This is a genomic window from Niallia endozanthoxylica (assembly GCF_008710145.1).
In the GTDB taxonomy this organism is placed as follows: Bacteria; Bacillota; Bacilli; order Bacillales; family Cytobacillaceae; genus Bacillus_BD; species Bacillus_BD endozanthoxylica.
Genome location: NZ_VYKL01000026.1, coordinates 1 through 23,254 on the forward strand (window position 1 = coordinate 1; position 23,254 = coordinate 23,254).

Genomic DNA, 23,254 nt, shown 5'->3' on the forward strand with positions numbered 1-23,254 from the left:
CCGCGTCTTCAATCGGAGTCAGATCGACTACGTCCTCAACTGGAGTCAGATCGCCTGCGTCTTCAACCGGAGTCGCATCGACCGTGACCTCAACCTCGACCGGAGTCTCTATAACTTCGACCTTAATAGGGGCATCCTTAGCAGGAACCTTTTCTAACACTACCTTAGTAGGCAACTCTGCGATGTCATTGCTAGGAGTTTCCACAGAAGTATTCAACGGTATGTTTAGATCTAGGTTTATTGGGAAGTCTGTATTTACGTTAACTGCTATATCGGAATTCGCGTTGCTAGGAATATTAGAGTTTTCATTTGCAGGTATGTCTGCCATCGTATGTTTCACTAATACCTCGTTATGAGGTTTTTTAGAATCTGAAAACTCAGGTTGGTTAACTGTCAATGCTTCTAAACTATTACTAATTGCTTGCAGACTTGGTTGGATTAAATTTACAATTTTTGTAAAAATATTGCACATTATACATCCTTCAGTTAAACAAGTAGAACAAATATTTGCAACGCTTTCACTTTTAACCACACCGATGTTTTCATTTGAAGCGGTATCATATGATTTTGTTGTATTACATCCACATTGAACCTGAATATTTGGTTTTACTTCAATATGTGGATTAATCTTTGGTTCAATTTTATTTTTAATTTTATTTTTAATTTTATTTTTAATTTTGATCTTTTTCTTTTTACCCATTAACCCCATCCCCTTCCATTCTGAGATACAGAATATGTAATATATGACCTACTTGTACAAGGCGATTATCCTAATCTTTGAAAAATAGTGAAAATGCGTATGCGGGTATGTAAAAGGATGGTTTTAGTACGAAAAAAGCATAAAATATTCAAGCTTACAGAAAAGAACGATGTGCATGTTTAAGCAGGTCCTATAGTCCATAAAAAACGGACAATCACGATTGTGACTGTCCGTTTAAATAAAGTATTAATTTTTGTCAATCGACTGATTTATTTCATTTGCTTCATCCTTAATAGACCAGCCTGTTTTTAACCCTAAAATGAACCAGCCAAGTGCTAGAGCGCCCACTCCAAAAATGGTATCTCCTATCATTCTAAGCCAGATAAATGTTTGAACGCTGCCTTGCTGCAGGAAGTCAGCTGATCTTGCATACCACATTCCATGCTCAACGCTTGCCCATGTTTGCATGAGGCCGACCGGGAGTAGACTTAATAGAACCATTAAGGCAAGTCCGATATTAATCGCCCAAAAAGCAAAGCTCAGCATTCCTGTTTTCCAAACCTTTTGGCCTGTCAAACCTTTTAAGCAAAACAGCATAAGCCCGATTCCAAGAACTCCATAGACACCAAATAGAGCCGTATGACCATGAACAGGTGTTGTATTCAATCCCTGCATATAATAAAGGGCAATCGGAGGATTAATGAAGAACCCGAAAAGTCCGGCTCCAACTAAATTCCAAAAAGCGACTGCTACGAAACAATAGATAGGCCATTTATATGCTTTAACCCACGGCTTAACTCGGCTATGGGTAAGGTTTTCATAGGCCTCAAATCCAATTAAGACAAGAGGCACGACTTCTAATGCACTGAATACCGCTCCAAATGCCATCACTCCAACTGGTGTTCCGCTGAAGTATAGGTGATGGAAGGTTCCAATAATGCCGCCAAATAAGAAGATAATGGTTGAGAATAAGACGGACGCTGTTGCGGTTCTTGTCCGTAAAAGTCCCATTCTTGTAAAAAGAAATGCCATAACAACCGTTGCAAATACTTCAAAGAATCCTTCTACCCAAAGGTGTACAACCCACCAGCGCCAATATTCTGCCATTGATAAATGAGTTTGCTGTCCCCACAATAAACCAGGGACATAGAATAATGGGATAGCCGTTGCTGCAACGATAAACATAATTAACAGATGACGATTCTCTTTTGATTTGTTAAAAGCAGGTAACAAGGCTCTGCCCATTAAGAATAACCATAGGAAAAGACCCACTGTTAAGAAAATCTGCCAGAAGCGTCCTAAATCAACATATTCATAGCCTTGATGTCCAAACCAGAAGTTTGTTTGATTATCAAATTTTTGGAAGACACCCATCCATTGTCCGGCCATTGAACCAACAACAATAATTAATAGACAAACAAATAGGAAGTTCACAAGAGCTCGTTGAAACTTCGGTTCATATCCGGAAACCGCGGGGGCCATAAATAAACCAGTTGCCAGCCATGCGGTTGCAATCCACAAAATTCCTAGTTGTGTGTGCCATGTACGAACAACAGAATAGGGAATCCACTCTTGAATCGGAATACCATATAAGCCGGAACCTTCTACTGCATAATGGGCAGAAAGAACGCCAAGGATAATCTGCACGACGAATAAAGCAGCCACAACCCAGAAATATTTAAGAGTCGCTTTCATAGAAGGAGTTGGTGACAGGGCCAACAATGGATCCTTTTCTGGGTATACTTCCTCGATATGCGGTTCTTTGTGCCGCTGAACAGCAAAATACCATGCCAAAGCTCCAACTCCTGCCAAAAGCATAACAAAACTGACAACAGACCATACAACCATTTCTCCTGTTGGTTTATTATCGATTAAATCCTCATTGGGCCAGTTGTTCGTATAGGTAATGTCGCTTCCAGGACGATTGGTTGCAGCAGCCCATGTGCTCCAAAAGAAAAAGGTATTCATCTGACTCATCCGCTCAGAATCTTTTAACGTATTCTTTGGGATGGCATAATGATCTCTAAGCTCATTAAATTGTGGATCATTCATAAATAAACCATTATAATAATTGCTTAAGTATTGAAAGGCATCTGCACGGTCATTTGAAATGACGAGTGTTTTCGTCTCTTTATCAAACGTATTTGTCCGTATTTCCTGTTTCAAGCGTGCCTTCAATTGTGCCTGCTGCTCTTCATTTAAATTATCATAGTCATTCCCAAATTCTGCATTGCCCCATCTATCGAGAATAAATAGTGCTTCCCGATGGAGCCAGTCTGCATTCCAGTCAGGGGCCACATATGCTCCATGTCCCCAAATACTTCCCACTTCCTGACCGCCAATGGACTGCCAAACATTTTGGCCGTCTTTGATGTCCTGACCCGTAAAGAGGACCGTACCATCCTCTGTAACGACTTGATCAGGAATAGGAGGCATCACTTGATAGATTCGACCTCCGTAATATCCTAAAATAGCAAAAGAAAGTATGATAACTAGAGTTAGCGTTATCCACAAACGGCGATAATTCAATACTCCACCTCATTTCATATGGAAAATCCCATATTTATTTTTAATGCCTAGAATTATTTATTAGATTTACCAGTGCTGACTAAATTATGTATAAAGAAGGTATATTTCCCACAATTACTCAGTGATAGTAATGCATTGCAAAAAATAAAAGTTTTGGCACGAATAGAACCTATTTATGACCTTTTACAAATGAAGCAAAAGGAATTTTCTTGTTCCGTATGTTCATGAGCTAATTGGTTAAAATTGAATAGGGTTAAGAAGTAAAATGTTCCCGCTTGTTTGATAAAGAAAAGCAGAAGAGTTCATCATCTGGTCATAGCATAGGGAGGAAAATCACTTGAATAGAATGGTATCGTTCTTACGAAAAAGTTCATGCATTGTCATGTTTCTCATTACAATTGGAACGTTTTCTTATGAGAGAATGTTAATCTCTGCTGCTGAATTATATTCAAAAGCTGCTAAGATTCAGCAGGAAAACCCTCATTTCACTTCCGAGGAATTTTCACATGTGTATCCTGATTGGCAGTTGATTAAGCAGGAGACCATTCAGTTTTATGACCTCACTTCCTACAAGCTCTTAGGGATTGGGAAGAAAACTCCTGACGGTTACGGGAAAATGAAGATTGTGGTTGTGACGAACACGGGTCGAACGGATCAATGGCAGGAGGTTTGGTCTTCTAAAGAATATAATGCAGATGCACCTATCGATGTTCCAAACTATATTGACCATTTCTTGTTAGTGAATCCCGCTAATCAGCAAAAAGCACTTTTAGTTTTTGAAAGAATCCATAGCGGCAGTTCGGGTATGAAGGATATTCAGGCGATTGAAATTAATAGAGATGGGCATGGTAAGGTAGTTTGGGAAGATTCTGGATTTGACGTGGAGAAGAAAGGCAATCATATTATTGTTCATGTCTTAGGAGAAACTCATTTATCATTGGAAAATCATAAAGTAAAGGTGAAACAGATTCCGCGCAGCGAAGTCGGCCCTGCAGATGCAGTCGCGGCAGGTTTTGCGATTGACAAAAGGGGGATGATTTTACCTGAAAAGAATCAAGATATATATGTTACCGTTGGACAAACCGTAACGTTTATTCCAAAGGATAAGGAAACAAAAAAGCAATTTGATAAAGGCAATATTCATATCTATACGAATTTATGGAATGATGGACACCATAAGGTCACTACTTCGAATGCGAACCTAATACGATATGGAAATGCATTTAAATTTATGAAGGAAGGAACCTATCAATTTATCCTCGAATATATTAATGGGCAATATTCGGATAATAAACCTGTTATGTTTACCGTTCATGGGGCAAAAGATAAAAAGGAGAGTGTAGAAATGTCAGTACATACTTTTAAAGCGAAATTATCAAACGGAGAAGAAGTAGGTCTAGATACCTACAAAGGAAAAGTCCTGTTAATTGTAAATACCGCAAGTAAATGCGGTTTAACACCGCAATATGAAGGCTTGGAAAAATTATATGATACGTATAAGGATAAAGGTTTTACAGTACTAGGCTTTCCTTGTAATCAATTTGGCGGACAGGAGCCGGGAACGGATGAAGAAATCAGCTCGTTTTGCTCATTAAATTATCAAGTAGAATTTCCAATCTTCCAGAAAATAGATGTAAATGGGGGAAATGCGCATCCATTATATCAATATTTACGACAGCAGGCTCCAGAAGATGAGAATCTTGATAAAAATAGCATGTTATATAAACATTTAAGCACGAATGCTCCTGAACTTTTGGAAGGTTCCAATATCAAATGGAACTTTACTAAATTTCTCATAAATAAAGATGGAAGCGTAATTAAACGATATGCTCCAACCACCGCTCCAGAAGAAATAAAAGACGATATAGAAAAATTGTTAACTGAATAAAAGATTCATAGGGCCGGTTCAGATGCTTTATTGAAGCATCTGAACCGGCCCTATGCTTTTTAGAAGACAGTCTATGGTGATGGAAAATCATGCTTAAGAGCCTATTGACCAATTTGGTCAGTATAGTTATTATAAAATTGACTGATATGGTCAATTGATTAAAAAGTAATAAAAAGGATGGAACAACGCATGTTTACAAAGTTTTGGAATTTGGATAGAGAGAAACAAGACCGTATCGTCAATGCGGCGATGAAGGAGTTTTCCCAGAAAGGCTATGATTTAGCGTCGACCAATCAAATTGTGAAAGAAGCAGGAATTTCAAAGGGGTTGCTTTTTCATTATTTCCAAAACAAAAAGCAGCTGTACTTATTTTTGTTTGATTATGGCTATGACAGGATTGTTGAGGAATTTTATCAGAAAATCGATTTAACACAAATGGATTTTTTTAAGAGAACAAGGGAAGCAGTCATGATTAAGATGGAATTGCTTACCGTGTATCCAGATATCTTTAAGTTTATGGAAGAGGCTCTGTTGGAGGATTCTGCTGAAATTAAGGTGGAGCTGGAGAAGAAGAAAAAGGAATTTATCGAGATAAATATGGAGAAATTCTTTGAGGGAGTTGATTATTCAAAGTTTAGAGAGGATGTTGATCTAAAAATCGTTTTAAAGATTATTACATTCACACTTGAAAAATTAAGCGATGAGGCGTTGTTTAAAGCAAAGCTATCACCGACCCATGAATTTGATTATGAAAAAATCCGGATGGAAGCAGAAGATTATTTTGATGTTTTAATGAAAGGCTTTTATAAACAATAATCGGGAGGCGCTCAGGATGAATGTCATTGAAATAAACAACCTTACCAAGACTTACGGCAAGTCAAGAGGGATTACGGATGTCAGCTTCACTGTAGAGGAAGGAGAGATTTTCGGTTTCATTGGTCCAAATGGTGCTGGAAAGTCGACAACCATCCGTACATTATTATCTTTGATTTATCCAACCAGCGGAAGTGCCAAGATTTTTGGCAAGGATTGTGTGAAATTTTCCCCTGAAATAAAAAAGCAAATCGGCTATTTGCCATCAGAAGTTTTTTATTATGACAATATGAAGGTAATCGATTTATTAAAATACTCAGCAAGCTTTTATAAAAAGGACTGCAGTCAGCGAATCAAAGAGTTAGCGGAAATCATGGACCTTGATTTAACGAAAAAAATCGATGATTTATCGTTAGGTAATAAAAAGAAGGTTGGAATTGTTCAAGGTCTGCTTCATGAGCCAAAGCTGATTATCCTTGATGAGCCGACAAGCGGGCTTGACCCGTTAATGCAGCAGAAATTTTTTGATTTACTAGAAGAGGAGAATAACAAGGGCGCCACGATATTATTCTCATCCCATATATTAAGCGAGGTACAACGGCTCTGTGATCGAGTGGCTATCATTAAAGAAGGAAAAATCGTCACGGTTGAAAAAATTAAAACTTTAAAGGAAAACAACTATAAAAAGTTCAAAATTGAAACGATTGACCCGGTGGAAACAAGTGTTTTTCAGTTGCCTGGCGTGACGAAATTAGAAGGGAACGGCACGATAATTAGCTTTTTATTTAAAGGAAATATCAATAGGGTGTTAAAAAGAATCTCAGAAATAAACATTGCCAATCTTTGGATTGAAGAACCTAATCTTGAAGAGATTTTCCTGCATTACTATGAAAGGGAGGCGTAGAGGATGAATATCTTTCTGCACGAGCTCAGGTATCATCGGAAATCTACTTTTATTTGGTCACTTTCCTTAATATTGCTCGTCCTATTGTTTATGTCGTTTTATCCTTCTTTTTCAAAGGACGCAGAAAACTTTACTAAGATCATGGAAAGTTATCCGGAATCCGTTCAGAATTTAATGGGCGTTAACCTTGGCAGCTTCTTTACGATTCTTGGTTTCTACAGTTTCCTATTAACTTTTATTACTCTTTGCGGTGCAGTTCAGTCGATGAATCTGGGTACTTCAATCATAAGTAAGGAAGTCCGTGAAAAAACAGCCGATTTTCTATTAACAAAACCAGTTACGCGTAAGACTGTCATGACAGCAAAACTTCTGGCGGCATTCGCTTCCATTATCCTAACGAATATTCTTTATTTAACTGCTGCAAGTATCATCACTATACAAGTCAAAAATGCTGATTTTAACTATAAAGTATTTATCCTGCTTTCACTCACTTTGTTTTTTGTCCAGCTCATCTTTCTGGCCATTGGATTCATGGTTTCTGTTCTAATTCCAAAAATGAAATCCGTACTCCCTGTCTCACTAGGGACTGTATTTGCGTTTTATTTTCTTGGAATGTTCAGCGGCACGGCCGGTGAAGAAGCCAAACGATATGTATCTCCATTTAAATATTTTGATACCGCCTATATTATGAAACATGCAAGCTACGAAAGAGCCTTTTTAATAGCGGGTGCAGTGATTATCATGATAAGTATCATCACGAGTTTTATTGTTTATACGAAAAAGGATATTCATACGGTATAAGAGGATTAGCTTGACTGGAGTGAGCTAAATGGAGGATATAAACATGAATATTTATCGTAAGGAGTTAAAGTCTCATAGAAAATCACTGATTCTATGGAGTATTGGAGTCATCTTGATGGTCGTATCAGGTATGGGTAAATATGAAGCCTATTCAACTCAAGGCGGTTCTATTAATGCACTGGTAGGAGATATTCCGCAATCATTGCGTGCCGTATTGGGCTTTAGTGATGTGGATTTATCTACTCTTACTGGGTACTATTCCATCCTGTTTCTTTACCTGCTGCTCATGGCAACCATTCATGCTGCCATGCTGGGTGCAAGTATCATTGCCAAGGAAGAAAATGACAAAACGGCTGAGTTCCTCTTTGTGAAGCCAGTATCACGAAATACGGTCATTACAGCAAAATTATTGGCCGCCTTTACGAATATTGTCATCTTTAATCTCGTAACCATCTTTTCATTGTTGTTCATTTTGGGGAAGTATAACACAGGTGAAGATGTGAATAGAGCGATTGCCGGGACAATGACTGGAATGTTTCTATTACAGGTGCTTTTCATGGTCATCGGCAGCGCACTTGCATCATGTAAAAAGAAACCAAAAACAGCCGCATCGCAAGCGGCAGGTATTCTATTATTCTCCTATATATTATCTGTTGCCATAGATGTGAATGAAAATATCGAAGGACTAAAATACTTGACACCATTCAAATATTTTGAAGCCAAAAACGTTATTTTCGGAAACGGACTAGAGACAATCTACATCATTCTTTCCGCCGTACTTATCATCGGATTCATTATCATCACTTATGCAACCTTTCAAAAAAGAGATTTAAATAATTAGAAAAGTACAGCGTGCCCTTTGCTTCCATTTTAGTGAAACATGAAAACGTAAAGGAACACACGGTTAAAAAGATGAATGTTTGTTATCTGACATTCATCTTTTTAGTTAAGCGTTAATCTTAGCGTAGGAGTGAATGAATGATATATACTAAATGTTGCCGGTTGTGAAAACAACTCAAATTTATTTAATTAAAAAGGATTAACATCTACAGCTCTTCCTTTTCATTGAAATGAGGTAAATAGTTCATATGTCACTAACTGCTATTCTATTTGTTTTATTGTTTGCTATCATCTATTTTCTTTTATGTTTTTACATTAGTAAAAATATCTGGGTATGGCTGAAGACGTATACCAATGGTAAATATAAAAAAACGTATACCATCCTCTTCGTCTTTATTGCGGTTTCCCCATTCTTAACACGAGCATTTACTATCCCCGTATTTGCCTGGATTAGCGGATTTTGGATGGCCATTATTGGGTACAGTCTTATTCTGCTGCCGTTAGCTAATTTGCTGTATTTTCTTTTAAAAAAGAAAGGAATCAAGTGGATGGGACTTGGAATCATGTTGTTTTTCGCTATCATCTTTAGTGTAGGCTCTTTTAATGCTTGGAACCCAATTGTCCGCAGCTATGATGTGAACATTCCAAAGAAGACGGAGCTGCCTGGCATTAAAATTTTGCTTGCTTCTGACCTGCATTTAGGTCCAATTGTTGGTGTGTCTCATCTGCAAAAATTGGTCGATATTGCTGATAACGTTCAACCTGATTTAATTTTGCTTGCTGGCGATACGATAGACGATGATATCGAACCATTTGTTGAAAATAATATGCAAAAGCTTATGGCTGAATTGCAAGCTCCTCTCGGGGTGTACGCCATCTCTGGTAACCATGATGTTTATGGAAACGACCTTCTGAGACTGGAACATGAATTAACCAATGCGGGCGTTCAGGTTCTGCGTGATGAAACTGTCTTGATTCAAAACCAATTTTATCTAACAGGCAGAAAAGACCCGGCAGAAGGAGACCGTTATGAAATTCAATCATTATTAAAGGGACTGGATAAGAGCAAACCGATTATCATGATGGATCATCAGCCGAACGAGTTGCAACTTGCAGAAAAATATGGTGCAGATGTATTAGTATCCGGTCATACCCACAACGGACAATTGGCACCTGCCAATCTGATTACAGGAATGCTTTTTGAAAATGATGGAGGCTACTTGCAAAAAAATTCCCTGCATTCCTTTGTCTCGTCAGGTTTTGGTACTTGGGGTCCGCCGCTTAGAATCGGCAGCCGGTCAGAAGTAATGGTCATTAACCTCCAATTTGGAGTACAGTGAGTCACAGTTGAAAAAATAAATAAAAGATTTAAGGCCCTTCATGGTTGAATGGGTCTTTTTTTCGCCCAAAATGCTAAAAAATATCAAAAAATAGATTTTTTTCAAGAAATTTCAAAAAAATAGTAGATATCTCTTTAAGTCTGTTATATAATTCTATTAAATCATCTAAGTTGTATTATAACAATCAAACAGATATAAAAACTATTTATTGGTATATAACAGATGGATGATTTAATCGATTACAGCCAATGATTTACATAATGATAAAACATTCTAAAGTTGTTCTAATATCCATTGGAACAAAAATATAACATGGTAGAAAAGGGGTATATACGATGACAAAAACAAATTCCATTGCACGCAGAATTTTAGGTTGGAAGTTAAATAGATGGGATAGATGGTATGATTATGAAAAGGGTATTTTCATTCATAATTCAGAATTTCAACCAGAACAAAACCTTGGCCATGCGATGCTAATTGTTGAAAAGTTAGAAAAAATCGGTTATAAATTCTCAAACAACGGAAACTCCGAAGTGTGTTTCAATAACGTTAAAGCAACAGGAGACACACTAGCAGAAGCGATTACGAACGCTGCCTACAACCTTGTTGAACTTAACTCAGTAGAAGACACAAGCGATATCTGGGCCCAGCTTTGCTAAAAATAGGCTATTTTGTCCTTGAAAATTCAACTAAACATATAAGAAAAAGAAGTTCACCTCGAAGGAAGTGAACTTCTTTTTTGCATTCTTAACAAAAAGGTACGATGAATAATTTGAAAATGATTAGTTAACCCTAATTGAAGAACGAATAATAAGGAGAAAAGCTAGTGAAACCATACGAATTACATAATATGATCATTGATGATGATTTTGATGGTGAAGAATATGTTACGGCGGACTTTACTCATGAAAATCAAATTTACAGCATTACCTTCAGAAAAGCAGACCTCGAAATCATCAATACGTGGATATTCCAAGGAGACGGTACATCCTTACCAGCCAACTTACCTGATTACATCATTGAATCCATTAGAGAAGATGTAAAAATGAGCATCTAATTTGGTAAAAAAGACAGCTCTATTCTTCAGATGAAGCAATAGAACTGTCCTTTTTATTTCTGTGGTAAGATATGGAATAGGGGGTGTATAACAAATGAAGCTAGATTATGAGACTCAGTATATTAAACACATTTATCTAAATGAACAACTTGTCTCCTCTTATGATCATTTTCCTCTTAATTTGCCCATCATGAAAAATTTAGATGAAATTTATTTCCATCCAAATGTCACCTATATTGTTGGTGAAAATGGAATGGGAAAGTCTACTTTGCTTGAAGGAATAGCGGTTGCATTAGGCTTTAACCCAGAAGGCGGAACATTAAACTTCAATTTCTCAAGTTATGATTCCCATTCTAATTTGAATCAGTATCTTCGAATAGCAAAAGGAGTGTATAGAGCTGAGAATCCATTCTTTTTCCGAGCGGAATCCTTTTATAATTTGGCTACCCATATTGAGGAATTAGACAAAGAACCAGGTGGCGGCGGGAGGATTATTGATTATTTTGGGGGGGAATCATTGTATCAGCAATCACATGGAGAGGCATTTTTTGCTGCCTTCATTGAAAAATTTCGAGGCCGTGGTTTGTATATTTTAGACGAACCAGAAGCAGCACTTTCTCCGTTACGGCAGCTCTCGATGCTGGCTAGAATTAATGAATTGGTCAATCAGGAATCTCAATTCATCATTGCTACTCATTCACCGATTATTATGGCTTACCCAGATGCTAAAATCCTTCAGCTGTCAGAAGAAGGAATTGTAGAAACAAAACTAGAAGACACGAACCATTACATCCTGATGAAACAGTTCTTCGATGACAGGGAGCGCATCCTGCATCATCTATTTCAGTAGGCAGAAAAGGGGATGTCCCGTGGCAGGACATCCCTTTGGTGTTGATTCATTTAATCAATAATCGTTACTTTTACTTGTTTTCTTCCCCATTGAAGGGCGTCATTATGTTCTTTAACGTATACATCAATTTCGTTTCCATTAATGCCTCCGCCGATATCTTCAGCGGTTGCATAACCATAGCCCTCTACATAGACTTTTGAACCTAAAGGAATAACCGCTGGATCGACAGCAATCACTTTCGCATCAGGATTGGCGTTTAAATCCACACCCGTTTTTGTAATCCCTGAACAGCCTTCACATTCAGCTGTATAGGCGGTCGCTTCAACCATGATTTCTTTGCCTGCGGGCTCTGCAGCTACTGGCGTTTCAGGTTGTTCTGCTGCTTCCGTTGGTGCTGGATTCTCTGTTGGTTGCGAATGGTCTTGAACCATTTGTTCAGTTGCTGGAGCGGCTTCTTCATTCACGTTTACATCCTCATTTTTATTCGTATAAACGGTCAAATTCAGTCCAGGATGGATCAAATCTGATGAAAGATGATTCCATTTCTTTAAATCCTCAACCGAAACTCCGTAGATTTGAGAAATATTCCAAAGTGTATCTCCCAATGAAACAGGTACTTGTTTAATAGGGGACGAGACTTCAAGAAGGTCATTTGGGTGAATCAGATCAGTTGATAGATTGTTCCATTCTTTAATAGAGTCTACTGATACTCCATTTTCCTGTGCTATTCCCCACAATGTATCTCCCTTATGTACAACGGTTTGTTCTGCTTGTACATTCGTTGTTCCGACTATAAAAAATGCTGTTGCTGCAACTGCCGATAACCATTTTCTTCTCAATTTCAGTACCTCCCGTTGTGATTTGTTCGAATTTATTATGTGAATTATCGTAACATAGTACTTTTACAGAATAGGAACAGGGAGATATTAATTAGATAACGATAGTAACAGATTGATAACAGGATGTAACAATCTCTAACAAATTTGGAGTGTCTGTAATAAAAGTATTTTTAAGAAGGAGGGGAGTTTTGGGCATGAAAAAAGCCTCTTTTGGATAGAGGCAGTGGAACTATTCATTATTTTACTCGTTTTTTCATGGTAGCATTGACTAAGTTTTGCGTTGCATCTTGAGTGGATTCAACCATATTTTCAATTGCATTTTGAACATAATTGGTTGCGGAATGATTTACATTTCTAAACATACGCATTTTATCCTCATATGCTCCGTTTAACATTTGTCTATTATCTGACATTGTCATAACCTCCATACATTTAATGAACATTCTAGTTTATGACCGTGTCAGAAAAATTATACGAAGCAGAGCGTGTGCTTCTTAGTTGAAAAAATTAGCTTTTTAAACCTGTGAAAACCATTCACTAACTTGTTGTTTAACTTTACTCTTAGATTCCAGCCATGTTTCTGGAATAATCCTATAACGGCAATGACTGCTTTTTAAATAATGATAGATAATTTGAGCTTCATCAATTTCATCCCGTGTCAGCTCTGCAGCCGAATAGGGTAATGCGAAATATTTCATGATATTTGCTGAAACAGTAGCAGCTGCAGATTCTCTGTTTACGTCCTTGTCTGAGTATATCTCACTAAAGAGTATTTCATTTCTTTTCATATAAAAGATTTTAAAACATGCTTCACCGATAGGTTCAAGCATCACAATATTATGATTCTTCTCTGTGAATTCTATCATTCTTTCTTTATGAATTAGAGTTTCCATATACTTTATACTATTTCTGAATTTGGCTGCCGTTTCGAAATCGAAATGTTCCGCTGCAGTTAACATCTTTTCATTCATTTCTTCAAGCAGGCTCATGTCGGAACCATTTAGTAAAGAAATGAATTTATCAATAATCGAACGGTATTGGGCTAGCGCAGCACCTCCTTGGCACATGCCGATACACAACCCTATCGTAAAATTCAAGCAGGGAGAGGTCTTAAGGGTATGTCTAGTGCAATTAATTTTATAACAATCCTTAAATCCTTCAATGGCTTTTTCTGCCGTACTTTTGCTTGTGAATGGACCAAAATATTGATATCCATTGCCCTTGTGAATCGAATGACTAACTTCCATTTGAGGAATCTCTTCATCCAATTTAATAACAATGTACGCGTAGGATAGGGGATTTTTCATTAATTTATTAAAATAAGGCTTGATTTCTTTTATTAAGCGGCATTCGAGCATAAAGGCTTCAAATTCTGTATCCGTTTCAATATAATCGAAATCCCTTAAAGTCTTTACAAGCTTTTCAACCTTACGGGAATGCGCTTTGGAGTGATAAAAATAAGATTGAACCCTGCTTTTTAAATTTTTTGATTTGCCGACATAAATGATGCTGCCTTGAGAATCTTTCATCAAATAGACTCCAGGCGTTGAGGGGAGATTTTTTACTTTTTCGTTTAGAAGATTCAATGAATTCCACCTCATTTATATATGATAGCTTTGATTTTAATGGAATGGGGTGAAAGGTACAAGGAGATCTTTCCTTTCTATTGTTATGTAAATCTTAAAAAAGTTTTTGATACATAATAAATTTTTCCAGATGATATAAAAACAAGAGAGTATTTTCTTTCATGGTATAATAGTAAAAAGATAGAAAAGATATAAATGGGGAGATTAGGATTGAAGAGATACCAAACATTATTATTTGATGTGGACGATACATTATTAGATTTTGGAGCGGCAGAAAGATCGGCATTGCGCTCTCTTTTTGAGGAACAGAAAGTTCTAGTTACTCCGGAACTTGAAGAACAATATAAAAAAATAAATAAAAGTCTTTGGAAATCCTTTGAAGAAGGGAAAATCGACCGCAATGAGGTAGTAAATACACGCTTTACACTTTTATTTAATGAATTTGGTCAAGAGGTTGACGGAGTATTACTAGAGAAAAAATACCGCCACTATTTAGAAGAAGGTCATCAACTTATTGAAGGTGCGTTCGAATTGATTTCAACTTTGCAGCAGCATGTTGAGTTATATATTGTAACTAATGGTGTTTCTAAAACTCAAGATAAACGTTTACGCGATTCTGGTTTATATCCGTTTTTTAAGGACATTTTTATCTCCGAGGATACTGGTTATCAAAAACCGATGAAGGAATATTTTGATTATGTTTTTGCGCGAATATCTGATTTCTCAGCTGAGAAAACTTTGATTATTGGTGACTCCTTAAGCTCAGATATAAAAGGAGGAAATCAGGCAGGGATTGATACTTGTTGGTTCAATCCGAATGAGAAATTTAATGTTACAGGTATAGTGCCTACTTTTCAAATTAAAAGGTTAAATGAATTATACAAAACTTTAGGGTTTGTTAAAGAGGAGGGTTGCCCGCCGCAACACTGCTTAACCTCATAAAATATTCATTGAAAAATCCCAGTAACTTACAATTGAAATAGGTAAAAAGTATGGTATGATAATACATGTCAGCAGGAGCTGGCACACATAATCTTTGCTCGACCTTTGAGCCTTCCTAACGTCAGCGCAATTTGCGCAAATCGATAGAATCATTCAATTGATCATCGATTTTTCTCATAACGGGGACGCTACGGATTCGACAGGGGTAGTTCGAGCTTAGGTTGCGAGTCGAGGGGATCGGCCTCGTTAAAACGTCAAAGCCTATAACTGGCAAACAAAATCAACTTTTAGCTGCCTAATTAAGTCAGCTGTTCGCCCTTCCATTGCCTGCGTGGTAAGGTAGCGGACTCAAATTTAGCAGGATACGCCGGATTCCACTGTCTGAGGAAGAAGGAAGAGAACAACCAGACTAGCCAAGCCACGACGCCCGTCGATAGGCATATGGTGCGGCGAAATCGCAAATATATCGACTACACTCGTAGAAGCTTAAGTGACGATATCTTTGGACGTGGGTTCGACTCCCACCGTCTCCACCATACATAATCAATGGTGGTATATAATAAATAGATTAGATTTTAATTGGGTCCAACATACGTTTATAATAGGATTAGATTAACTGACTAGATGGTGTTATCATCTGGTCTTTTTAATTAGTATCAAGATTGACAAAAGACTAAAAAGAAATAATAAATGGTAAATGAAATAATGAGTGAACCAGGTGAACTTATGCAAAACGATAAAATGATTAATGAAAAAATAAAAGAAGATAACTACAAGATATTTGCCTTACTAAGTAAATATTTGAATGATGCACCTGACTTTGTAGAAAAGGAAGAAGTAGATGGGATTGCTGAAAGCGGTGTTTCATCTGAATATGCTTTTGCTGTCATATTAGCGGCTGCTTTTGAACTGGATATCGTTGATAATACAGGGGATAGGGACCTTTTTCATAACTACTTTAAAAAGATGATTCATCAGTTAAATGTAAATGAGTATTACAACAATCCCTATTATAAGAATATCATCATACCAACAATGAAAGTGGGCAAAAGTGAGCTGAAGTATGAAAAGTATAAACCTTTTGAAGGTTTTGTTTGTAATGATATCATGCCAAACAAAGCAGGGAGGCATATTCCTCAAATCGGATTTTTTGATGTTGAATTCAAATTTCCAGCTATTTTGGAAAATGAGCGAATCTGGATGACGGTGACACCGAATGAAATCGAAACGATGAAAGAAGCGGTTGATCAAGCATATGGCAACGTACTTACGTTCGGACTTGGGCTTGGTTACTATGCTTATATGGTTTCTGAAAAAGAAAATGTTGAAAGCGTCACGGTTATTGATAGTAATCAAGATGTGATAAATTTGTTTACTTCATATATATTGCCTCAATTTAAACATGCTGGGAAGATTAAGATTATCAAATCAGATGCTTTTGAATATGCACAAAAACATATGCCTAAGGGAAATTACGATTTTGTTTTTACAGATATCTGGCATGATGTTTCGGATGGAATAGATAGTTATCTACAAATGAAACAGTATGAAAAAACATGCCCAAATACTCAGTTTTCGTATTGGATAGAAAAATCAATCTTGTGCTATTTATAATTTGTTAACGGACCTGCCCCTGTCGGAAGGTCCGTTATTGGTTTGAGAAGTTAAAGAATCATTTAATTTAAAATGAATATTCAAATAACCATATAAATATATATTCTAAGTGCTAGTTGTTATTTTTAATTGGATAGAGGTGTTGAATTGAAGCGGCTGCTTGGGATATTTTTGTTTATCTTGTTTATGGCTGTAATGAGTGCTTGTAATAATAATGAAAAGGCAGATGGGGATGCAGTTGAACCTTCGAATGAACAGGAAGAAAATCAAAGTACACCAGCAGATAAATCCGTAAGTTCCGTTACAGGGGATGAAGTTTTTCAAAAAAGCTGTATTTCCTGCCACAGTTCGGGAGATATCTCTGGAGGTCATTCAAAATTAGATGCCACCGCCATCCAATCTAACTTTAAGACAAGAGAAGAACTGTTATCCTATGTATCAGAAAGAATGCCGATGTCAGCACCCGGTTCCCTTTCTGCAGAAGAGTATGAGGCTGTTGTAAAATATTTATGGGAGCAAAAATAGGCTGGATAGGTGATTTACTAAGGCTGCAGAATCCCAGTAAAACATTCAGTGTAGGTTATAAATACAAACACTTTTTTTTCAAAAATACGTATGCTACAATAGAAATACTAATAAAAGAAGAGGTGATGGGTGGACGATGATTAACTAATCTTATTTTTACCGTTTGAAATGGCATATTTCAAATCATAAAAAAATAGGATTAGTCTGCCCATTTTTTAATCATAAATTGATTAGCTATTAAGCCTAATAGTTTATTTAGGTTTATTAACATGCGACTAATCCTTCCAATTACACTTGGGAGGATTTTTTTATTCTCCCTATAAAGAGAGGGAATGATCAGATGAGAGAATTACTTAAACTACGTCATATACGTTATGAAATAATGGATCAACTTCTAGTTGAAGAAGTGAATGCTACGGTGCATCAAGGAGATATCATCGGCATTATTGGGAAAAATGGCGCAGGAAAGTCAACGCTACTGCAGATGCTTAATAAGCGTATCGCGCCGACTGATGGACAGGTTCAGTGGTTAGAGGAAAACGTCGAAATGGTCTATGTAGAACAGGAAACCCAGTTCCATTCATTTGAGGAAGTGGAACCTTTAGAAGCAGCATTATTAGAGAAAATGAATGTACCCACCCATGACTTTTCCAAATTAAGCGGCGGAGAAAAGCTGAAGGCACGGCTGGCTAAAGGATTTGCCCAAGAAGCACAGCTTTTATTATTAGATGAGCCGACCAATCATCTTGATCAGTCTAGTACAGAACTCGTTCGAGATTTAATGAAGAGTTATAACGACACCATTATCTTTGTTTCGCATGACCGCTATTTTTTGGATGAAGTAGCAACAAAAATATGGTCTATCGAAAATAAAAAGTTAATAGAGCATAAAGGTAATTATTCCAGTTATGTGATAGAGAGGGAACAAAGACGTTTGACGCAGCAACGTGAATATGAAAAGCAGCAAAAAATGGTGGAACGCATTGAAACACAAATGCATGAACTTACTTCCTGGTCGAATAAGGCCCATTCCCAATCGACGAAACAGGAAGGGTTTAAAGAATACCATCGTGTAAAAGCAAAACGATTGGATTCACAGGTGAAATCAAAAAGAAAGCGTTTAGAAAAAGAACTGGAAAAGGCAAAGGTTGAACGAGTTGAACCTGATTATCAAGTGCAATTTTCCTTGAAGGCAAATAGCAAAATAGGGAAACGGTTTCTAGAAGTTAAGAACTTAAGCAAGACCTTTGATGATACCGTTTTATTTAAAAATGTTCATTTTACGATTCAGCACGGTGAGAAGGTTGCGATTGTTGGACCGAATGGAAGCGGGAAGACAACACTGCTGAAGGTAATCATGGGTCAGGAAAGGGCAGAAGGTACTGTATGGGTTTCACCTTCTGCTGAAATTGGCTATTTAACACAGGAGGTATATGATCTGCCATTAGAAAAAACACCAGCTGAGCTTTTTTATAAGGAGACCTTTGCAGAAAGAGGCAGGGTGCAAAATTTAATGAGGCATCTAGGTTTTACGGCAGAGCAGTGGACTGAGCCAATCGGGAATATGAGTATGGGCGAGCGGGTAAAGTGTAAGCTGATGGCTTTCATTTTAGAGGAAAAAGACGTATTAATTCTAGATGAGCCGACCAATCATCTGGATCTGCCGTCTCGTGAACAGTTGGAACAGACGTTATCGGAATACAAGGGAACGCTGTTAGTCGTTTCACACGATCGATATTTTCGCGAAAAAACGACGGATATACGATTGATTATTTCAAATGGCAGTATTAATAAAGCATGGAAAGCAGGTTCAGTAACAATTGATGACAAGGAAGAATTACGTTTAAAACTTGAAACAGAAAGACAGGAAATACTAGGGAAACTCAGCTTTATGACACCTAAGGATCAAGCATATGAGGAGCTTGATAAGAAATTTAATGAGCTAACGAAAAAAATAAAAGAATTGAAGTAGAGTAAAGATGTTGTCTTATAGTATTTTACTCCGTTAACAGATATTTCACAAAATTATTGTATATAAACCTATTGATTTATATTAAAATAGGTTTATATGTATGAATGAACTAAAAGAACATTCACAAAGAGTGGGAGAAATGGAATGGAGAATGAGAGGTGAATAGGATATGAAAAAAGCTCTCTTGTCGTTCTTCTTATTAATGGTCATTAGCTTATTAGCGGCGTGCGGATCAAATGAAGAACAATCGGCAACGGAAAAAGAAACGAGCGATATAAAGGGATTAGTTAACGATTTTACGGAAGGAAACATGAAGGATCAATCAGCTTCTATTACATCGCATGAACTAATCGTGACTAACAGCGATCAAAGTAAGGAAGTCTATAATCTCTCAGAAGAAGAATTCTTTGTCTCTATTGCTCCGTATATTTCTAATACCCATCCTTGACAAGCTCATAACTTGACAGGTTGTCAAGGAGAATTGGTTGGACAAGAGGTTTCCTTGTATATTGAGGATAATGAAGGAAACGTGATTAAGGATGAAATCGTGACCACTCAAGATAATGGATTTATCGATTTGTGGTTGCCGCGAGATCATTTATATCGCGTGACGATTAAGCAAGGTGATTTATCTGCAGAATCAGAGATTTCTACGTTTGAAGGGGATAATACCTGTATTACTGATATGCAGTTACTGTAGTAAAGAATTCGCAAAAAAACAGCTCCGTTCACGTGAATGGGGCTGTTTTTTTCAAACTATTTCACTTTAAAATCAACCTGTGCTTCTATATGATATCTATCAGGTTCATTCTTATGATCATTCTTTTGTACCCAAAAATCAGCAAAGCCATCTACAGTATAATAGCCTGTTGGGAAACCATTTTTGATAAAGTCCTTCATGAACTCCACATAAGCTTTCTCATCATCTTCACTATAAGCACCGCTGCCTGTATAGCTGACTCGAAGCGCTTCACCTTTCTTCAGTGTTGTCATCACTAACGGTTCTGGCATAGGGTAGGGGATTTCAAATCCGCGAATTTTTTCTTCCATTGGAAAATAAAAGGGTGAGGCCGCATGCTCGATAGTAACCTCTGACTGCTCACCGATATATTCTAACTCTGCATACAATGTAACGGATTGACCGTCGGCATACTCCTCTTGCTCTGATACAAGGCGATAAATAAAATCGCCGTCTTGCATTTCAGCCTTTGAATGGACGACATCATACTTGTCTAGTTCTTCTGATAAGTCTTCATTACTTTTTCCAGATGTACCACAGCCACCAATAAATACGAATAATGCTAAAGTACAAGTGAATACTAACCATTTTCTCATACTTATCACCTCATCAACTTAGACAAAACTGTAAGCAGGGGACAGTTCCTTGCTTATTTTATTGTAGCATGGAAGCAAGAGAACTGTCTTTTTGCTTTTGCTAATAAAACTTACATTATATAGGTCTATTGTTCTATTTTCTTGAAACTTCCTTTTGGTTAAAATTGTTAATAGGTAGTAAGTTTTGAAGATACAAAGAATGAAAATTATATAGCTTAATATAATGATACTATCAGGCGTTTTGCATGAAAATATGATTCACATGGAATAGGAAAAAACGCATGATGGAAATTTCCCATAACCGAATTGAAAGGAAAGAAAATGATTGATTAAACGAATAGGTTGGATTATTGGCACGGTCTTCATTTTATTTCTTATGGTAGCGTTTGCAGGGACCGCTCAGGAAAAAGTCATTCGATCTCCTGTGGTTTCTACGGAGAAACTAGAACATATCGAAAACTTTCCTGATTTTCAACGTAAAATAAACACTGAAAAAACGAGTGTATATTCCTATGTTGTTAGTACTGTTTTGACAACTAGTGAGCCAATTAATCAGTATATTCGAATGTGGATAGAGAAGGAAATCAATCAATTTATTCAGGATGTTGAAAAAAATAGTCCTAATGCTATTGAACAAGATCCTGACCAATTACATATATCTGTCGAAATCAATCAGGTAACAGATGAAATATATAGTTTAATCTTTACTGTAAAAAACAAAGAAAGCAATCGTCAAGATGTGATGAAAATATTTAATCTGGACTTATTAAATCACAAGATTCTAAGCTTAACAGACATATTGAATTTGGATCATGCCAATGCGGAAGGTTTTCGTTCAATTATAAATGAACAAATGTCTATACAGGATGAAAACAGTCTGAAGGAATGGATGGAAAAGGCGTTAAGACAGCCGAATCAATTAAATTGGCAAATCAATCAAACCTCTTTTCATCTTATATCGGATGCTCCTGAAAATCACATCTTAGTGGAAATACCAGTAGAAAAACTGGGCTTGTATTTAACAACCGATATCGTGAACCGATTACAAATCCATTTCACTGACGACGCTGTAAATATTCTCAATCGAGATGGGAAGTACATTGCTCTTACTTTTGATGATGGACCCAATCCTTCTGTCACACCTCAAATTCTTGCAACATTGAAGCAACATGGTGCAAAAGCAACCTTTTTTATGGTTGGGAGCAGAGTTCTAGCCTATCCTGAATTAGCGTTACAAGTGGCAGCGGAAGGTCATGAAATTGGAAATCATACCGGCAGTCATTCAAACTTGTCTAAATTGAGTGAAGAACAGATTAGGCAGGAAATGATAGGATCAAGTCAAGTGATTGAAAGTGTTATCGGTGAATCGCCAACATTTTTTCGTCCCCCTTATGGGATTTATAATCCGACAGTAGAAAAAGTTGCTTTCGAACATAACTCGCCTATTATTTTATGGTCGGTTGATTCACTCGACTGGAAGAACAGAAAGGCAGAAATCGTCCATCAGCTCGTGAAGGAAAACATTGCGCCTGGTGCGATTGTCCTTTTACATGACATTCATCAATCAACAGCAGATGCTTTACCGATATTAATGGCAGAATTAAGCAATGAAGGATACCAATGCGTTACGGTCTCTGAACTTCTTTCCTTACAGGGAATGAGCGGAATCGGTCCATATTATGGAGTGGCCTATTAAAAAAGGAGAAGGTACTTAAACCTTCCCTTTTCGTTTTTTTAATTTATTTTGCAATATCTTTAATTGCTGTAAGAGTTGTTCATATTCTTGAAGATTAATATGACAGGATAGAATTTCTTCTTTTATCTTTTGTGTGATTGCCTGCTGTTCTTGAATGGCCTTTGGTTGTAGATAAATATGCACTTTTCTTTCATCGGTTTTGGAGCGTTCTTTTCTAAGCCAATCATTGTCGGACATTCGAGCAATCATAGGTGTTAATGTACCTGTCCCTAAGTTTAATTTTTCACCTAATTCCTTTACTGTCACTTCATCTTTTTCCCATAAAGCTAAGAGAACGAGATATTGAGGGTAGGTCAGACCGAATGGCTGCAGAACACTTGTATAAAGTTTATTAAATTCACTGGATGTTTCGTAAACCGCGAAACATAATTGTTTGTCTAATGATAAGAAATCTTCCAAACGTATCACCAAATTTTATTTAATTGTGTTGCCTTTTAAAATAATTTGATTAAATCCTCTTCAATTTTTTCGGGCTCTGTTGTTGGAGCATATCTTTCGACTACTTGACCCTTTGAATCAATAAGGAACTTTGTGAAATTCCATTTAATTTTTTTCGATAGCACACCTTTTTTTTGTTCTTTTAGATAAGTGAATAGGGGGTCTTCATTTTCACCATTTACATCAATTTTGGCAAACATCGGAAAAGTTACACCATAATTCATTTGGCAAAATTGAGTGGTTTCTTCAATATTATCGAATTCTTGGTTATTAAATTGATCACAGGGAAAACCTAAAATCTCTAATCCTTGCTCCTTATATTTGTCATACATATTTTGCAATCCTTTAAATTGAGGGGTTAATCCACATTTACTGGCTGTATTTACAATAAGAAGCGGTTTACCTTCATATTCACCTAATGACTTTTCCTTACCATTTGGCAATTTTACTGTAAAATCGTAGATTGTATTCACTATGATTCCTCCTGTAATTAGGTTGTATTTAAATTGATTAAAATAAAATTAA

General features: G+C 36.8%; 23 protein-coding genes and 1 other RNA gene. 16 read left to right on the forward strand and 8 right to left on the reverse strand.

The features are described from left to right. Nucleotides 1-700 (reverse strand): hypothetical protein (locus tag F4V44_RS16350; RefSeq protein ID WP_150441092.1); only part of this gene is annotated, 700 nt, incomplete at its 3' end. 246 nt (nucleotides 701-946) lie between these two features. Beyond that, nucleotides 947-3,229: a nitric-oxide reductase large subunit gene (locus F4V44_RS16355; protein ID WP_150441093.1), complete on the reverse strand. Its 2,283-nt coding sequence runs from the start codon at nucleotides 3,227-3,229 to the stop codon at nucleotides 947-949. A gap of 1,345 nt (nucleotides 3,230-4,574) precedes the next feature. Here F4V44_RS16355 and F4V44_RS16360 point away from each other — a divergent pair. From F4V44_RS16360 to F4V44_RS16400, 9 genes are all read left to right on the forward strand, one after another. Beyond that, complete coding sequence (locus F4V44_RS16360) at nucleotides 4,575-5,117, forward strand: glutathione peroxidase (protein WP_150441359.1); 543 nt, start codon at nucleotides 4,575-4,577, stop codon at nucleotides 5,115-5,117. 189 nt (nucleotides 5,118-5,306) lie between these two features. Then, a complete protein-coding gene (locus F4V44_RS16365) occupies nucleotides 5,307-5,933 on the forward strand; it encodes a TetR/AcrR family transcriptional regulator (protein ID WP_150441094.1) in 627 nt (208 codons plus the stop codon). A 16-nt stretch (nucleotides 5,934-5,949) separates the two neighbouring features. Then, entirely contained in the window at nucleotides 5,950-6,834 is an 885-nt protein-coding gene (locus tag F4V44_RS16370) for an ABC transporter ATP-binding protein (protein WP_150441095.1), read from the forward strand. Nucleotides 6,835-6,837: 3 nt separating this feature from the next. Next, nucleotides 6,838-7,635 carry an ABC transporter permease subunit gene (locus F4V44_RS16375; protein WP_150441096.1) on the forward strand — a complete coding sequence of 266 codons (798 nt, stop codon included), beginning with the start codon at nucleotides 6,838-6,840 and terminating at the stop codon, nucleotides 7,633-7,635. A 43-nt stretch (nucleotides 7,636-7,678) separates the two neighbouring features. After that, complete coding sequence (locus tag F4V44_RS16380) at nucleotides 7,679-8,476, forward strand: ABC transporter permease subunit (RefSeq protein WP_150441097.1); 798 nt, start codon at nucleotides 7,679-7,681, stop codon at nucleotides 8,474-8,476. Nucleotides 8,477-8,723: 247 nt separating this feature from the next. Further along, nucleotides 8,724-9,815, forward strand: coding sequence for a metallophosphoesterase (locus tag F4V44_RS16385; RefSeq protein WP_150441098.1), 1,092 nt, complete (start codon nucleotides 8,724-8,726; stop codon nucleotides 9,813-9,815). Between the two features lie 335 nt (nucleotides 9,816-10,150). After that, the gene (locus F4V44_RS16390; RefSeq protein WP_150441099.1) at nucleotides 10,151-10,474 is read left to right on the forward strand and encodes a BC1872 family protein; all 324 of its coding nucleotides are present in this window, start codon (nucleotides 10,151-10,153) and stop codon (nucleotides 10,472-10,474) included. A 167-nt stretch (nucleotides 10,475-10,641) separates the two neighbouring features. Next, complete coding sequence (locus F4V44_RS16395; RefSeq protein ID WP_150441100.1) at nucleotides 10,642-10,872, forward strand: hypothetical protein; 231 nt, start codon at nucleotides 10,642-10,644, stop codon at nucleotides 10,870-10,872. 94 nt (nucleotides 10,873-10,966) lie between these two features. Continuing rightward, the gene (locus F4V44_RS16400) at nucleotides 10,967-11,722 is read left to right on the forward strand and encodes an AAA family ATPase (protein ID WP_150441101.1); all 756 of its coding nucleotides are present in this window, start codon (nucleotides 10,967-10,969) and stop codon (nucleotides 11,720-11,722) included. 50 nt (nucleotides 11,723-11,772) lie between these two features. Here F4V44_RS16400 and F4V44_RS16405 read toward each other — a convergent pair whose 3' ends face one another. From F4V44_RS16405 to F4V44_RS16410, 3 genes are all read right to left on the reverse strand, one after another. Next, nucleotides 11,773-12,561, reverse strand: a complete 789-nt coding sequence (locus tag F4V44_RS16405) for a 3D domain-containing protein (RefSeq protein ID WP_150441102.1) — start codon at nucleotides 12,559-12,561, stop codon at nucleotides 11,773-11,775. A gap of 236 nt (nucleotides 12,562-12,797) precedes the next feature. After that, nucleotides 12,798-12,974, reverse strand: a complete 177-nt coding sequence (locus tag F4V44_RS27430; RefSeq protein WP_191090726.1) for a hypothetical protein — start codon at nucleotides 12,972-12,974, stop codon at nucleotides 12,798-12,800. Between the two features lie 102 nt (nucleotides 12,975-13,076). Continuing rightward, nucleotides 13,077-14,090 (reverse strand): UvrB/UvrC motif-containing protein, encoded by a 1,014-nt coding sequence (locus F4V44_RS16410; protein WP_150441103.1) that lies wholly within the window; start codon nucleotides 14,088-14,090, stop codon nucleotides 13,077-13,079. A 267-nt stretch (nucleotides 14,091-14,357) separates the two neighbouring features. Between F4V44_RS16410 and F4V44_RS16415 the strand changes: the two genes are divergently transcribed. The 6 genes from F4V44_RS16415 (at nucleotide 14,358) to F4V44_RS28175 (ending at nucleotide 19,900) form a co-directional block, all read left to right on the forward strand. Then, nucleotides 14,358-15,089 (forward strand): YjjG family noncanonical pyrimidine nucleotidase, encoded by a 732-nt coding sequence (locus F4V44_RS16415; protein WP_150441104.1) that lies wholly within the window; start codon nucleotides 14,358-14,360, stop codon nucleotides 15,087-15,089. 181 nt (nucleotides 15,090-15,270) lie between these two features. Further along, nucleotides 15,271-15,625: a transfer-messenger RNA gene (gene ssrA, locus F4V44_RS16420) on the forward strand. 154 nt (nucleotides 15,626-15,779) lie between these two features. Beyond that, nucleotides 15,780-16,703, forward strand: coding sequence for a hypothetical protein (locus F4V44_RS16425; RefSeq protein WP_223881932.1), 924 nt, complete (start codon nucleotides 15,780-15,782; stop codon nucleotides 16,701-16,703). Nucleotides 16,704-16,850: 147 nt separating this feature from the next. Continuing rightward, the gene (locus F4V44_RS16430; protein ID WP_150441105.1) at nucleotides 16,851-17,228 is read left to right on the forward strand and encodes a c-type cytochrome; all 378 of its coding nucleotides are present in this window, start codon (nucleotides 16,851-16,853) and stop codon (nucleotides 17,226-17,228) included. A gap of 340 nt (nucleotides 17,229-17,568) precedes the next feature. Then, complete coding sequence (gene abc-f / locus F4V44_RS16435) at nucleotides 17,569-19,200, forward strand: ribosomal protection-like ABC-F family protein (RefSeq protein ID WP_150441106.1); 1,632 nt, start codon at nucleotides 17,569-17,571, stop codon at nucleotides 19,198-19,200. A 169-nt stretch (nucleotides 19,201-19,369) separates the two neighbouring features. Further along, nucleotides 19,370-19,900 (forward strand): CueP family metal-binding protein, encoded by a 531-nt coding sequence (locus F4V44_RS28175; protein ID WP_191090727.1) that lies wholly within the window; start codon nucleotides 19,370-19,372, stop codon nucleotides 19,898-19,900. Between the two features lie 56 nt (nucleotides 19,901-19,956). Here the strand turns inward: F4V44_RS28175 and F4V44_RS16450 are convergent, their stop codons facing one another. Further along, nucleotides 19,957-20,535, reverse strand: coding sequence for a hypothetical protein (locus tag F4V44_RS16450; RefSeq protein WP_223881933.1), 579 nt, complete (start codon nucleotides 20,533-20,535; stop codon nucleotides 19,957-19,959). Nucleotides 20,536-20,860: 325 nt separating this feature from the next. Here F4V44_RS16450 and F4V44_RS16455 point away from each other — a divergent pair, with 325 nt between their 5' ends. Further along, nucleotides 20,861-22,231 (forward strand): polysaccharide deacetylase family protein, encoded by a 1,371-nt coding sequence (locus F4V44_RS16455; protein WP_150441109.1) that lies wholly within the window; start codon nucleotides 20,861-20,863, stop codon nucleotides 22,229-22,231. Between the two features lie 15 nt (nucleotides 22,232-22,246). On the opposite strand, the gene F4V44_RS16460 is transcribed toward F4V44_RS16455, so the two are convergent. Further along, complete coding sequence (locus F4V44_RS16460; RefSeq protein ID WP_150441110.1) at nucleotides 22,247-22,690, reverse strand: MarR family winged helix-turn-helix transcriptional regulator; 444 nt, start codon at nucleotides 22,688-22,690, stop codon at nucleotides 22,247-22,249. A 35-nt stretch (nucleotides 22,691-22,725) separates the two neighbouring features. Continuing rightward, complete coding sequence (locus tag F4V44_RS16465; protein WP_150441111.1) at nucleotides 22,726-23,202, reverse strand: glutathione peroxidase; 477 nt, start codon at nucleotides 23,200-23,202, stop codon at nucleotides 22,726-22,728. Nucleotides 23,203-23,254: the final 52 nt, after the last annotated feature.

Bases quoted from the DNA above. Each gene is read 5' to 3' on its own strand.
- F4V44_RS16375 (WP_150441096.1), top strand. From the start codon at position 6,838: ATGAATATCTTTCTGCACGAGCTCAGGTATCATCGGAAATCTACTTTT.
- F4V44_RS16385 (WP_150441098.1), top strand. From the start codon at position 8,724: ATGTCACTAACTGCTATTCTATTTGTTTTATTGTTTGCTATCATCTAT.
- F4V44_RS16390 (WP_150441099.1), top strand. From the start codon at position 10,151: ATGACAAAAACAAATTCCATTGCACGCAGAATTTTAGGTTGGAAGTTA.
- F4V44_RS16360 (WP_150441359.1), top strand. From the start codon at position 4,575: ATGTCAGTACATACTTTTAAAGCGAAATTATCAAACGGAGAAGAAGTA.
- F4V44_RS16400 (WP_150441101.1), top strand. From the start codon at position 10,967: ATGAAGCTAGATTATGAGACTCAGTATATTAAACACATTTATCTAAAT.
- F4V44_RS16410 (WP_150441103.1), bottom strand. From the start codon at position 14,090: ATGAAAGATTCTCAAGGCAGCATCATTTATGTCGGCAAATCAAAAAAT.
- F4V44_RS16425 (WP_223881932.1), top strand. From the start codon at position 15,780: ATGGTAAATGAAATAATGAGTGAACCAGGTGAACTTATGCAAAACGAT.
- F4V44_RS16380 (WP_150441097.1), top strand. From the start codon at position 7,679: ATGAATATTTATCGTAAGGAGTTAAAGTCTCATAGAAAATCACTGATT.
- F4V44_RS16450 (WP_223881933.1), bottom strand. From the start codon at position 20,535: ATGAGAAAATGGTTAGTATTCACTTGTACTTTAGCATTATTCGTATTT.
- F4V44_RS16370 (WP_150441095.1), top strand. From the start codon at position 5,950: ATGAATGTCATTGAAATAAACAACCTTACCAAGACTTACGGCAAGTCA.
- F4V44_RS27430 (WP_191090726.1), bottom strand. From the start codon at position 12,974: ATGTCAGATAATAGACAAATGTTAAACGGAGCATATGAGGATAAAATG.
- F4V44_RS16365 (WP_150441094.1), top strand. From the start codon at position 5,307: ATGTTTACAAAGTTTTGGAATTTGGATAGAGAGAAACAAGACCGTATC.
- abc-f (WP_150441106.1), top strand. From the start codon at position 17,569: ATGAGAGAATTACTTAAACTACGTCATATACGTTATGAAATAATGGAT.